This is a genomic window from Kocuria rhizophila DC2201, from assembly GCF_000010285.1.
Lineage (GTDB): Bacteria > Actinomycetota > Actinomycetes > Actinomycetales > Micrococcaceae > Kocuria > Kocuria rhizophila_A.
The window spans coordinates 1-13,133 of record NC_010617.1 but is presented as its reverse complement, the minus strand read 5'-3'; the positions used below and the strand labels follow the sequence as shown (position 1 = coordinate 13,133).

The 13,133-nt window shown below is 68.9% G+C and carries 9 protein-coding genes and 2 tRNA genes; all 11 read right to left on the bottom strand.

The genetic code is table 11. From position 1 onward, the window contains the following. Window positions 1-95: 95 nt before the first annotated feature. Window positions 96-1,391, bottom strand: coding sequence for an Nramp family divalent metal transporter (locus tag KRH_RS00055; RefSeq protein ID WP_012397083.1), 1,296 nt, complete (start codon window positions 1,389-1,391; stop codon window positions 96-98). Between the two features lie 263 nt (window positions 1,392-1,654). Next, a tRNA-Ala gene (locus tag KRH_RS00050) sits at window positions 1,655-1,727 on the bottom strand. 52 nt (window positions 1,728-1,779) lie between these two features. Then, a complete protein-coding gene (locus tag KRH_RS12740; RefSeq protein ID WP_260856768.1) occupies window positions 1,780-1,902 on the bottom strand; it encodes a hypothetical protein in 123 nt (40 codons plus the stop codon). A 45-nt stretch (window positions 1,903-1,947) separates the two neighbouring features. Continuing rightward, window positions 1,948-2,021: transfer RNA gene (locus KRH_RS00045), tRNA-Ile, on the bottom strand. A 91-nt stretch (window positions 2,022-2,112) separates the two neighbouring features. Continuing rightward, the gene (locus KRH_RS00040) at window positions 2,113-2,598 is read right to left on the bottom strand and encodes a DUF3566 domain-containing protein (RefSeq protein ID WP_041297239.1); all 486 of its coding nucleotides are present in this window, start codon (window positions 2,596-2,598) and stop codon (window positions 2,113-2,115) included. Then, window positions 2,595-5,300, bottom strand: coding sequence for a DNA gyrase subunit A (gene gyrA / locus KRH_RS00035; protein WP_041297238.1), 2,706 nt, complete (start codon window positions 5,298-5,300; stop codon window positions 2,595-2,597). Before gyrA ends, KRH_RS00040 begins: the two co-directional genes overlap by 4 nt. A 77-nt stretch (window positions 5,301-5,377) precedes the next feature. Then, on the bottom strand, window positions 5,378-7,438 hold the full coding sequence (gene gyrB / locus KRH_RS00030; protein WP_012397079.1) for a DNA topoisomerase (ATP-hydrolyzing) subunit B: 2,061 nt from the start codon (window positions 7,436-7,438) through the stop codon (window positions 5,378-5,380). A 252-nt stretch (window positions 7,439-7,690) separates the two neighbouring features. Beyond that, window positions 7,691-8,284 carry a DUF721 domain-containing protein gene (locus KRH_RS00025; protein WP_012397078.1) on the bottom strand — a complete coding sequence of 198 codons (594 nt, stop codon included), beginning with the start codon at window positions 8,282-8,284 and terminating at the stop codon, window positions 7,691-7,693. Further along, window positions 8,277-9,701, bottom strand: a complete 1,425-nt coding sequence (gene recF / locus KRH_RS00020) for a DNA replication/repair protein RecF (RefSeq protein WP_012397077.1) — start codon at window positions 9,699-9,701, stop codon at window positions 8,277-8,279. The genes KRH_RS00025 and recF overlap by 8 nt, the downstream gene beginning before the upstream one ends. A gap of 4 nt (window positions 9,702-9,705) precedes the next feature. After that, complete coding sequence (dnaN, locus tag KRH_RS00015) at window positions 9,706-10,830, bottom strand: DNA polymerase III subunit beta (RefSeq protein ID WP_012397076.1); 1,125 nt, start codon at window positions 10,828-10,830, stop codon at window positions 9,706-9,708. 608 nt (window positions 10,831-11,438) lie between these two features. Next, entirely contained in the window at window positions 11,439-13,133 is a 1,695-nt protein-coding gene (gene dnaA, locus KRH_RS00010; RefSeq protein WP_012397075.1) for a chromosomal replication initiator protein DnaA, read from the bottom strand.

The window sequence follows — 13,133 nt, the reverse complement described above, 5'->3', positions numbered from 1 at the left end:
GTGAGGCTCCCCCGCGGAGCCCCGTGACCACCACGACGCCGCGTCCCTCTCAGGAGGGGCGCGGCGTCGTCGTCGGTGGGCAGGGCCCGGGCGGGTCAGGAGAAGATGCCCGCCACCGTGTCGTAGGTCTGGTAGACGCCCAGGATGATGAACAGCACGGCGCACACCACCAGCACCGCGTTGGTGAACATCCCGTTGCGCCACCGCTTGGGGGTGCGCGAGGTGTTCAGCAGCCCCAGGAGGGTCACGGCGAGGAACGGCATGAACAGGGCCCCGAGCACGCCGTAGAGCAGGATCAGGAACACGGGCTTGTCCAGCAGCAGCAGGAGCATGGGCGGGAACGTGAGCCACAGCAGGTAGAACTTGAAGTACTTGCCGCCGTTCACGGTGTCCGGGTGGCCGCTGGGCTTCTTGCGGACGTTGCCCCAGTAGTCGGCGAACATCAGGGACACCCCGGACCACACGCCCACCACGGACGAGAACGAGGCCGCCCAGAAGCCCACCAGGAAGGTCACGCCGATCACGTCCCCGTAGCGCTCGCGCAGCACCTTGTCCAGGTCCAGCAGGCCCTTGTCCCCGGCGCTGATGGCGTAGCCGGCCGAGTAGAGTACCTCGGCGCCCACCACGAGCATGGCGAGCACGAAGATGCCCGTCACGGTGTAGGCCACGGCGTTGTCCAGCTGCATCACGCGCATCCAGCGGGGCTGGTGCCAGCCCTTCTCCCGCAGCCAGTAGCCGTAAGCGGCCAGGGTGATGGTGCCGCCCACGCCACCGGCCAGGGCCAGTGTGTAGACCACGCCGCCCTGCGGGATCACGGGGATCAGCCCGGTGATCATCTGCGGGATGTTGGGCAGGGTGATCACGGCCAGGCCCACCATCACCAGGAACATGATGCCCACCATGGCCGCGGTGAGCTTCTCCACCACGGCGTAGCGTCCGGCCCACACGATTGCGAAGCCGATCAGGCCCATGATGATCGCCCAGGCCCACAGGGGCAGGAACGGGAACAGCGCCGCGAGGGGCAGCGCGGAGGAGGACATGGCCGTGGCCCCGTACACGAAGCCCCAGATGAGGATGTACGGGCCGAAGTACCACGAGGTCCACCGGCCCAGAGAGCGCCAGCCCTCGAAGATGGTGCGGCCACTGGCCAGCGAGTACCGCCCGGCGCCCTCCACCAGCACGATCTTCATGATGGTGCCCGCCACCACCGCCCACAGCAGGGTGTAGCCGTAGCGAGAACCGGCGGTGAGCGTGGCCACCATGTCCGCGGCCCCCACACCCGTGGCCGCCACCACGAGACCCGGGCCGATCAGCTTCCACCGTTCGATCCTCTCGAGCGGTTCATGGGGGTCCACCGACGCCAGGGGCTGCAGGGGGGTCTTGTCGCGCATTCGGGTACTCCGCACCTCGGGATATGGGGGACGTCACAGCCAGTGGTGACCAGTGTGTCACGGAGCCCGGCGCGGACCGCGACGGTGGCGGACCGTGGCGCCCCGCGGCGTCGTCACCGGTTACCGGCCAGGGACCTCGGCACTGGGAGGTCGTGGCACCGGGAGGTCGCGGCACCGGCGAGGACCTCGAGCGGGAGCGGCCGCAGCGCTCCGGGAACGCGAAAACCCCCGGCCACGCGAGGTGACCGGGGGTTGGGCTGCCGTGGAGCCTAGGAGATTCGAACTCCTGACATCTGCCTTGCAAAGGCAGCGCTCTACCAACTGAGCTAAGGCCCCGTATTCGGTTGTGGCGCCCTCCACCGGTGGCGGGAGCGCCGTGCCGCGGATCTCAGTCCACGGGGTCCACTGCCGAATTCCAGGCGTTCCGCTTAGCCTCGGACTCGCGCCAGGACTTGAAGGCCGCCACGGACAGGCCAGCCACGGCGATCAGTGCCGCAATGCGTGACTTCACGGGAGCCTCCGGACGAGTGACGACTCGCGGTGGGAATTCGATGGGTGGGCGTACCAGGAATTGAACCTGGGACCTCTTCGTTATCAGCGAAGCGCTCTAACCGTCTGAGCTATACGCCCTCAGCGTGGCCGCAACAGAGCATTCTCTGGCTGGCCACGCCAAGACTTTACCGGAGGTTGGTCCCCGCACCAAATCTGGGCGGGGCCGCACTCAGTCGTCGGTGAGGGTGACCCCGATGCCGCCGATCAGCGACGCCGCGATGTTGTAGAGGATCGCACCCAGCACGGACAGCGCGGACAGCAGGATCACGTTGACCACGGAGATCAGGGTGGCGAACAGGGCCACGTTGCCGAGCGAGAGGAACTGCTTGATGTCGGTGCCCTCGGCGCTGCCGCCGAGCATCGACAGCAGCTCGTTGATGCCCTCGAACAGCCCGGTGAGGTTCAGCACGAGCCACAGCACCAGCGAGGCCACCACGGTGATGATGCCGAGCGCCACGGACAGCAGGAACGCCAGCTTCAGCACGGACCACGTGTCCACCTTGGACACCACCAGGCGGGCGCGGCGCACCTTGGCCCGGGGGGCGGGTCGCACGAGGCCCTTGCCGGAGCTCTTCCCGTTCTGCTGGGACGGCGACTTCCTGGGGGCAGAAGTCTTCGCGGGTTGACCCGCTTTCGAGGCCGAGCTCGCGCTCATGCGTCACCTCCGTTGTCGTTGTCCTCCAACGCTACTGCATCGTTTTGCGCATCGGACGCAGGGCCGTCCTGCTCCTCGGCCTCGGGCACGGACCCGTCCGCCGCCACGTCCGTCTCGGCCACGACGACGCCGCCCGGCCCGGTGGCGTCCGCGGCGTCCTCCTCGGCCACTTCCTTCTCGATCTCCCGCTCGGCGTTGCGGGCCACGCCCACGATGGTGTCGTTGGGCCCCGGCTTGGCGAAGATCACGCCCATGGTGTCGCGGCCGCGGGCCGGCACCTCGCTCACGGTGGAGCGCACCACCTTGCCGCTCTCCATGACCACGAGCACCTCGTCGTTCTCGCCCACGATCAGACCGCCCACGAGACCCCCGCGGACCTCGGCGAGCTTGGCCACCTTGATGCCCAGTCCGCCGCGGCCCTGCACCCGGTACTCCTGCACCGCGGTGCGCTTGGCGTAGCCGCCCTCGGTCACCACGAACACGTGGGAGTCGTCGCTGACCACGTTGGCCGAGAGCAGCTCGTCACCGGAGCGGAACTTCATGCCCGTGACACCGGACGTCGCGCGGCCCATGGGGCGCAGGGCGTCGTCGTCCGCGGTGAAGCGCAGGGACTGGCCGTGGCGCGAGATCAGCATGATGTCGTCGTCGGTGTCCACGAGCATGGCCGAGACCAGCTCGTCGTCGTCGCGCAGGTTGATGGCGATCACCCCGGCGGAGCGGTTGGTGTCGTAGTCCGTGAGGCGGGACTTCTTCACCAGGCCGTTGCGCGTGGCCAGCACCAGGTAGGGGGCGTCCTGGTAGGAGTGCAGCTCCATGACCTTGGCGATCCGCTCCTCCGGCTGGAACTCCATGAGGTTGGCCACGTGCTGGCCCTTGGCGTCCCGCCCGGCCTCCACGAACTCGTAGGCCTTGACGCGGTAGACCCGGCCCAGGGTGGTGAAGAACAGGATCCAGTTGTGGGTGTTCGTCACGAAGAAGTGCTCCACGACGTCGTCCCCGCGCAGCTGGGCACCCTTGATGCCGCGGCCGCCGCGGTGCTGGGCGCGGTACTCGTCCGCGCGGGTGCGCTTGACGTAGCCGTCGCGGGTGATGGTGACCACCACCTGCTGCTGCGGGATGAGGTCCTCCATGGACACGTCCCCGTCGAAGCCGTAGAGGACCTCGGTGCGGCGGTCGTCCCCGTAGCGCTCCACGATCTCCGCGAGCTCCTCCGAGATGATCCCGCGCTGGCGAGCCTCGGACGCGATGATCTCCTCGTACTCGGCGATCAGCCGCTGCAGCTCCGCGTGCCGGTCCTGGATCTTCTGACGCTCCAGGGCGGCCAGGCGGCGCAGCTGCATGTTGAGGATCGCCTGGGCCTGGGCCTCGTCGATGCCCAGCAGCTCCATGAGCCCGTTGCGGGCCTCTTCCACGGTGGGGGAGCGGCGGATCAGGGCGATGACCTCGTCCAGCGCGTCCAGGGCCTTGAGCAGACCCAGCAGGATGTGCGCCTCCTCCTGCGCCTGCTTCAGGCGGTACCGGGTGCGCCGCACGATGACGTCCATCTGGTGGCTCACCCAGTGGTGCACGAACGCGTCCAGGGACAGCGTGCGCGGCACACCGTCCACGAGCGCGAGCATGTTCGCGGAGAAGTTCTCCTGCAGCTGCGTGTGCTTGTAGAGGTTGTTGAGCACCACCTTGGGCACGGCGTCCCGCTTGAGCACGATCACCAGGCGCTGGCCGGTGCGCCCCGAGGTCTCGTCGCGCATGTCCGCGATGCCCTGGACCTTCCCGTCCTTGACGAGGTCCGCGATCTTGATGGCCAGGTTGTCCGGGTTGACCTGGTACGGCAGCTCGGTGACCACCAGGCACGTGCGGTTGTGGATCTCCTCCACACTGACCACCGCGCGCTGCGTGATGGAGCCGCGGCCCGTGCGGTAGGCCTGCTCGATGCCCTTGTGGCCCAGGATCTGCGCGCCCGAGGGGAAGTCCGGGCCCTTGACCCGCTTGATGAGCTCCTCCAGCAGGGTCTCGCGGTCCACGTCCGGGTTCTGCAGGTACCACTGGACGCCGTCCGCCACCTCGCGCAGGTTGTGCGGCGGGATGTTCGTGGCCATGCCCACCGCGATGCCCGCGGAGCCGTTGACCAGCAGGTTCGGGAACCGGGACGGCAGCACCGTGGGCTCCTGCTGCTTGCCGTCGTAGTTGTCCTGGAAGTCCACGGTGTCCTCGTGGATGTCCCGGACCATCTCCATGGCCAGCGGCGCCATCTTGGTCTCGGTGTACCGGGGCGCGGCGGCGCCGTCGTTGCCCGGGGAGCCGAAGTTGCCCTGGCCCAGCGCGAGCGGGTAGCGCATGGTCCAGTTCTGGATCAGACGCACCAGGGCGTCGTAGATCGCGGAGTCGCCGTGGGGGTGGTAGTTGCCCATCACGTCGCCGACCACGCGCGCGCACTTGTTGAACGAGCGCTCCGGGCGGTAGCCGCCGTCGTACATGGTGTAGAGCACGCGGCGGTGCACGGGCTTGAGACCGTCCCGCACGTCCGGCAGCGCACGGCCCACGATCACGGCCATCGCGTAGTCCAGGTAGGAGCGCTGCATCTCCGTCTGCAGGTCGATCTGCTCCACGCGGTCGGAGGTCACCTCGACGTCCTCGACCACCACGCCCTCGGGGGTGTTCTCCGGGTCCACGGGGCCGTTGCCGTCCTGGGTCTCGTCACTCATGCGTTGCTGTCCGTTCCTTGTGAGCTCTCACGGTCCACTGTTCATGCCGGCAGGGGAATATCCGGCGGGTGACATGCCTAGATGTCGAGGAACCGAATGTCCTTGGCGTTCTGCTGGATGAACTCCCGGCGGGACTCGACGTCCTCGCCCATGAGCACCGAGAAGATCTGGTCCGCGGCCGCGGCGTCGTCCATGGTGACCTGCAGCAGCGTGCGGTGCTCCGGGTCCATGGTGGTCTCCCACAGCTCGGTGTAGTCCATCTCGCCCAGGCCCTTGTAGCGCTGGATGCCGTTGTCCTTGGGCAGCCGGCGGTTCTCCGCGAGCCCCTTGGCCAGGGCGGCGTCCCGCTCCGCGTCCGAGAACACGTAGTCGTGCGGCGCGTTGGACCACTTGATGCGGTACAGCGGCGGCTGCGCGAGGTACACGTAGCCGTGCTCGATCAGCGGGCGCATGAAGCGGAACAGCAGGGTGAGCAGCAGCGTGGTGATGTGCTGGCCGTCCACGTCCGCGTCCGCCATGAGCACGATCTTGTGGTACCGGGCCTTGTCGATGTCGAAGTCGTCCCCGATGCCCGCGCCGAACGCGGTGATCATGGACTGCACCTCGGCGTTGGACAGCGCACGGTCCAGGCGGGCGCGCTCCACGTTGAGGATCTTGCCGCGCAGCGGCAGGATCGCCTGGTGCGCGGGGTCGCGGCCCTGCACCGCGGAGCCACCGGCGGAGTCGCCCTCCACGATGTAGATCTCCGAGAGCGTGGGGTCCTTGGAGGAGCAGTCCTTGAGCTTGCCGGGCATCCCGCCGGACTCCAGCAGACCCTTGCGGCGCGTGGTCTCACGGGCCTTGCGGGCCGCGAGCCGGGCCTGGGACGCGTAGATGGCCTTGCGGATGATGTCCTTGGCCGGGTTCGGGTTGCGCTCCAGCCAGGCCCCGAACAGCTCGAACATCTCGCGCTGCACGAAGGTCTTCGCCTCCGAGTTGCCCAGCTTGGTCTTGGTCTGGCCCTCGAACTGCGGCTCGGAGAGCTTGATGGAGATCACCGCGGTGAGACCCTCGCGGACGTCCTCGCCCGTGAGGTTGTCGTCCTTGTCCCGCAGCAGCTTGTTCTCCCGCGCGTAGCGGTTGATCAGCGTGGTCAGCGCGGTGCGGAAACCCTCCTCGTGGGTGCCGCCCTCGTGCGTGTTGATGGTGTTGGCGTACGTGTGCACGGACTCGTTGAACGCCGTGGTCCACTGCATGGCCAGTTCCAGGGACATCTTCTTGTCCGGGTCGTCGACCTCCAGGGAGATCACGTCCTGGTGGATCAGGTCCGCCTTCTTGGAGGAGTTCAGGAACGTCACGTAGTCCAGCAGGCCGTCCTCGTAGCAGTAGACCACCTGCCGCGCGCCGGCCGCCGCGGCGTCGTCGCCCCCGGCCGTGCCGCCGTCCTGGCCCTCGAGCGGACCGGAGGCGTCCGAGGGGGTGTCCCCGGCGATCTCCTCGCCGGTCTCGTCCGAGGCACGCTCGTCCGTGAGGGTGATGCGCAGACCCTTGTTCAGGAACGCCATCTGCTGGAAGCGCGCGCGCAGGGTCTCGAAGTCGAAGTCCACGGTCTCGAAGATCTCGGCGTCCGGGTAGAAGACCTGCGTGGTGCCGGTCTCCTCCGTGGCCTCGCCCTTGACCAGCTCACCCTGCGGGCGGCCGCCGTTCGCGAAGCTCATCCGCCACACGTGGCCCTGGCGCCGCACCTCGGTGTCCACCTGCCGGGACAGGGCGTTGACCACGGAGATGCCCACGCCGTGCAGACCACCGGAGACCGCGTAGCCGCCGCCCCCGAACTTGCCGCCCGCGTGCAGGATGGTCATCACCACCTCCACGGTGGGCTTGCCCTCGGTGGGGTGCATGTCCACGGGGATCCCGCGGCCGTTGTCGGAGACGCGCACGCCGCCGTCCGCCTGCAGCGTCACCTCGATGTGGTCGCAGTAGCCGGCCAAGGCCTCGTCCACGGAGTTGTCGACCACCTCGTAGACCAGGTGGTGCAGGCCCCGGGGCCCGGTGGAGCCGATGTACATCCCCGGGCGCTTCCTGACCGCCTCGAGGCCTTCCAGGACGGTGATGTCGCTCGCGCCGTACTCGTGCTGTGGGGAGTCCTCTGTAGCCACGGGGTTTCCGGTCCTCCTGCGTAATCGGTGACGCTCGCCGCCCGGCCCACATGAGTACAGCCGATGAGACGGCTCGCGGCTCATCGGCTGGCGGGGCGAAGAGATCTGTGGCTTCCCATTCTAGCGGATGTTCCCACGGATCAAGCGCTCAACGGCCCCCAGACGCTCCGGGACCCCGCGGGGCTGGGTGAGGCCATTTCCGGGGTGCGGCGCGGCTCGCGCGATTCTGGCGGGTTTTCGGCGGCCCGCGCCCTATCCGTACGTGTCCCGCGGTCCCCGCCCCTGCACCGCCCACCGGCCGCGCTTCCAGCTGGGACCCACCGGCCCCTGGATCTCGAGCCGCGTGACGATGCCCTCGCCCAGCTTGTCCGCGAAGCTGCGCAGGATCTCGGACTGGATCAGCCGCAGCTGGGTGGCGTACGCCGTGGAGTCGCAGCGCACGCGCACCACGGTGTCCTCGAAGTGCTCGGGCCACGTGTGCTCGGCGTTGCGCGGGCCCACGAGGGAGGCCCAGTCCGCGAGCACGGTGCTCACGTTCACGGGGGTCTTCCACCCCCGGTGGGTCATGAGCGTGTCCACCACGGAGGACAGCGGCCGCGGATCGCGCGCCGAGCGTCCCGGGCCCGAGAAACCGCCCAGCTGCCGGGGGTCCGTGCCGTACCGGTTGCGGCTGCGCAGCGCCGGGGAGCCCGTGCCCTCCTCCATGGCCAGGCCGAAGGCGCGCATGTTCTTGGCCGCGGCCGCCTGGGACAGCGGCATGTCACCGCGGTCCCGCGCGGCCTTGCGTGCCCGCTGCAGGGCCACCGCCGCGGCGTCCACCACGTCCCGGGGGACGGTGTCACTCATCGCCGGGATCTCGTTCCTCGGGGCGGCGCGGGTCGGACTGCTGCGTCCGTGCGTCCTGCTGGCCGGGCCGCTGCCGTTCGGGCTGCTGCTCTTGGGAGCGCTGCGTCTCCAGGCGGAGCCCGTCCGGTGCCGTGCTGCCCGGTGCCTCCGACGCGTGCTCCGGTGACCCCGCCGGGGCGGGTGGTTCGCGCGGCAGGTCCGCGTGCGGCGTCGTCACCTCGCTCGGGGCGGCCGCCGGGGACGACGACGCCGCGGCGCCCCGCACGCGCACCGCCCCCGGTTCCACATCCACCACCGTGTGGGAGTGCTCCAGCAGCGCCGCCGGGAGGTCCTCGTCCACGGCGGCGGTGACCAGCACCTGCTCCGCCTGCCGCACGAGCTCCGCGAGCCGGCGCCGGCGCCGGGCGTCCAGCTCTGCGAAGACGTCGTCCAGGATGAGCACGGGGGCCGCGCCGGGCGAGGGGTCGTCGGCGAGGTGCACGTACCACGAGCCCAGGCGCAGGGCGAGAGCGGTGGACCAGGTCTCCCCGTGGGAGGCGTAGCCCTTGGCAGGCGTGTCGCCCAGGTGGATCACGAGGTCGTCCCGGTGCGGTCCCACCAGGGTGATGCCCCGTTCGCGCTCCTGGCGCTCCATGCGCTCGAACGCCTGCATCATGAGCTCGTGCAGGTCCGCCACGGAGAAGTGCTGCAGGGCCTGCTGCTCCGCACCGGGGGCAACCGACGAGCTCTCGTACTCGAGCGTGACGTGCTTGGGACCCTCGGTGAGCTGCTGGTACGCGCGGTCCACCTCCGGTTCGAGCGCCTTGAGCAGCTGGAGCCGCGCGGCCATCACGGCGGCACCGGCGCGGGCCAGCTGGTCGTTCCACACGGCCAGGGTGGCGCGGTCGGAGTCGGAGAGACCGTGTGAGCGCCGCGTGGACTTCAGCAGGGCGTTGCGCTGCCTGAGGGCACGCTCGTAGTCCGAGCGCGCGGCCGAGAGCACCGGGCGCATCGCGGTGGCGAGGTCGTCCAGGAACCGCCGCCGGTGGGAGGGGTCCCCCTTGACCAGGGTGAGGTCCTCCGGCGAGAACAGCACGGTGTGCAGGATCCCCAGGGACTCGCGCGCGCGGACGGGCGCCGCCCGGTTGAGCCGCACCCTGTTGGCCCGGGTGGCGTTGAGCTCGTGCTCCAGGACCGTGCGCTGGCCACCGCGGTTCACCCGCAGCCGCACGATGGCCCGTTCCGCACCGGTGGCGATCAGCGGGGTGTTGCCCGAGACCCGGTGGGAGCCGAGGGTCGCGGCCCAGTCGACGGCCTCCACGATGTTGGTCTTGCCCACCCCGTTGGGCCCCACGAAGACCGTGAGCCCCGGGGTGAGCGCGAGGTCCAGGCCCGCGTAGGTCCGGAAGTCCAGCAGCGAGAGGTGGTCTACGAACACACGATCACTGGTTGGGCAGGCGGACCGGCATGAGCAGGTACTTGTACTCCACGGTGTCCTCGCCGTCGAGCTCCTCCTGCGCGGAGAGCACCGCGGGCTTCGGCGGGGCGGTGAAAGAGAAGCGCACAAAGGGCGAGTCGAAGGCGTGCAACCCCTCGGAGAGGTACGTGGGGTTGAATGCCACGGTGATCTCGTCCCCGTTGAGCTGGGCGTCCAGCACCTCGGAGGCCTGGGCGTCCTCACCGGTCCCGGCGTCGAGCGCCACCTGGCCGTCGCTGAAGGCCAGGCGCACCGGCGTGTTGCGCTCGGCCACGAGGGACACACGCCGCACGGCTTCGACGAGCTCGGAGGTGCGCACCACCGCGGTGATCGGCGTGTTCTCGGGGAACAGTGAGCGGATCTTGGGGTACTCACCGTCGATCAGCAGGCTCGTGGTGCGCCGCCCGCCCGACTCGAAGCCCACCAGTTCGGTGTTCGGGGCTAGCGCCATGTTCACGTCCCCGGAGGATCCCAGGGTCTTGGCGATGTCGTTGAGGGTCTTGGCCTTGATCAGCGCCGCGGTGGAGATGGTGGGATCGGTGGGCCGCCAGGTGAGCTCCCGCATGGCCAGGCGATAGCGGTCCGTGGCGAGCAGGGTCATCTTCTCGCCCTCGATCTCCATGCGGATGCCGGTGAGGATCGGCAGGGTGTCGTCCTTGGACGCGGCGATGTTCACCTGTGCCACGGCGTGGGCGAACTCGTCCCCGGCGACCACTCCGGAGAGCTCGGGAAGACCGGGTAGCTGGGGGTAGTCGTCCACGGGCATGGCCGCGAGGTTGAACTTGGAGGAGCGGCACGTGAGCGTGACCTTGCCGCCCTCGGCCTCGAGCTGCACCGGTGCGGACGGCAGGGAGCGGCAGATGTCCGCGAGCAGCCGGCCCGAGACCAGGGTGGTGCCCTCCTCCACGACATCCGCGCTGATGGTCAGGCGTGCGGAGATCTCGTAGTCGAAGCTCGCGATGGAGAGGGATCCGTTCTCGGCCTTGATCAGCAGACCCGAGAGCACGGGCACGGGGGGTCGCGGGGACAGCGAACGAGCAGTCCAGGTGACTGCTTCAGCGAGTACGTCGCGCTCGACCGAGAACTTCACGGGGGTGCCCCTCTTCTGGCTGTGGACGGGAGTGTCTGCCTGCATCGTATCCGGCCGGGAGGACGCTGCCCCAACGGTGCCGTGGGCGTGTGCAGCCGTGGCTGCGCCGCGTACCTCGGAGATTCTTGTAATTACAGAGATCGCGGTGTGGTGCTCGGGGTCGGACGGTCGGGATTTTTGTTGTTCGGCGGAGCTTCTCTTAAGGGTCAGAAGTGTTAATAACCCCTGTGGAACTTGTGGATAACTGCCTGCATCCCAGTTCCCGAGCGAGTCCGGGGTGTTGACGCGCTGTGGAGGATTCGATGCCGGTCTGTGAGCGTGGAGTGCGTAACTTCCGCGTGATTCCGGAGATTCCACAGCTTCGCCCACCGCTGCGCGGCAGTTGTCCACGGATCCGGACGCGCTGTCCACAGATTTTTCCACATCGCAGGATTTCCGCTCGTGCACACGGTGTCCACAGGGCCTTTTCCGCCTGTGGATTCGGGGGCGTCTCTCCCGTCGGCGCGTGGTTGCGGCCTGTGGATGAATCACAGGAAAGGGGCCCCGGACGCGGTGTCCGGGACCCCTCAGCGGTGGTTCCCCGTGGCGGGCGCCCTGCGGCGCCCGGCTCAGCCCTCGCGCGACTGCTGCTTGATCCGGTTGGTCAGCTCCGTGACCTGGTCGAAGATCTGACGGCGCTCGGCCATCAGGGTGCGGATCTTGCGGTCCGCGTGCATCACCGTGGTGTGGTCGCGGCCGCCCAGCTCCTGCCCGATCTTGGGCAGCGACATGTCCGTGAGCTCGCGCAGCAGGTACATGGCGATCTGGCGAGCCGTCACGAGGGTGCGCGTGCGGGACTTGGACTTCAGCTCGTCCAGCGTGATGTTGAAGAACGCCGCGGTCTGGCCGAGGATCGACGCCGCGGTGATCTCCTGCCCGCCGTCGTCCGTGATCAGGTCCTTGAGCACCAGCTCGGCCAGCGGGAGATCCACGGGCTGCTTGTTCAGGGACGCGAACGCCGTGACGCGGATCAGCGCGCCCTCGAGCTCGCGGATGTTCGTGGAGATGTGCGAGGCGATGTACTCCATCACGTCGTCCGGGGCGTCCATCCCCTCGCTGATGGCCTTCTTACGCAGGATCGCGATGCGCGTCTCCAGCTCGGGCGGCTGGACGTCCGTGATCAGACCCCACTCGAACCGGGACCGCATGCGCTCCGCGAAGCCCGTGAGCTGCTTGGGCGGCATGTCCGAGGTGATCACGATCTGCTTCTCGTGGTTGTGCAGCGCGTTGAAGGTGTGGAAGAACTCCTCCTGCGTGTGCTCCTTGCCCGCGAGGAACTGGATGTCGTCGATCAGCAGCAGGTCCACGTTGCGGTAGATGCCCTTGAAGGACGAGCCCTCGTCGTCCCGGATGGAGTTGATGAAGTCGTTGGTGAACTCCTCGGAGTTCACGTACCGCACCCGCATCTTGGGGTAGAGGCGCTTGGCGTAGTGCCCAATTGCGTGCAGCAGGTGGGTCTTGCCCAGCCCCGAGTCCCCGTAAATGAACAGCGGGTTATATGCCTTGGCCGGCGTCTCGGCCACGGCGAAGGCTGCGGCATGGGCGAAGCGGTTGGACTGGCCGATCACGAAGGAGTCGAAGACGTACTTGGGGTTCAACCGGGCGGAGCTGTCCCACTCGGAGTCGGCCGGGCTGGTGTCGGAGCCGCTGCCCGTGCTCAGGACCTCGCGGGGCTCGTGTGCCGGGGCGGGCCGTTCCTGGTCCCGGCGCGGGGGCATGGTCCTCATCTGCTCGTCCGTGCGCATCCGGTCCTCGCCCGCGGCGGGACGCACGAAGCGCTCACCCGGATCGGCGGCCTGCTCCTGCGGAGTCAGGAAGGACCCGGGTGCCCGCTCCGCCTCGATCTCCGTGAGGGAGGGTCGTGAGGCGCCGGTGCGGGCGTCGTGGGACCGCTGCGCTCCTGAATCCTCGGTCCGGGAGGGGGCGGGGTGCGGTGCGGCGGCGTCCTCGTGCCGGGGGGATGCGGCGGGACCGCTCGTGGAGCGGGGGATCTCGAGCTCCGGGTCCACCACGAAGGCCACGAGGGTCTCCGTGCCGAACACGCGGTGCACGGTCTCGTCCAGCACGTCGGACATGGGCCGGTGCTGCAGATACTCACGGGTCACCTCACTGGGGACGGCCACCAGCAGCGTGGTGCCCATGAGCCCCCGGGGCTCGCACACGGCGATGTTCCCCCGGGCCCTGCCGCTCACACGCGGGTTCTCGTTCATGGCGCGGACGCACTCTGCCCACTGTTCGAGCAAAGCCTGGTTGTCCTGCTGCAT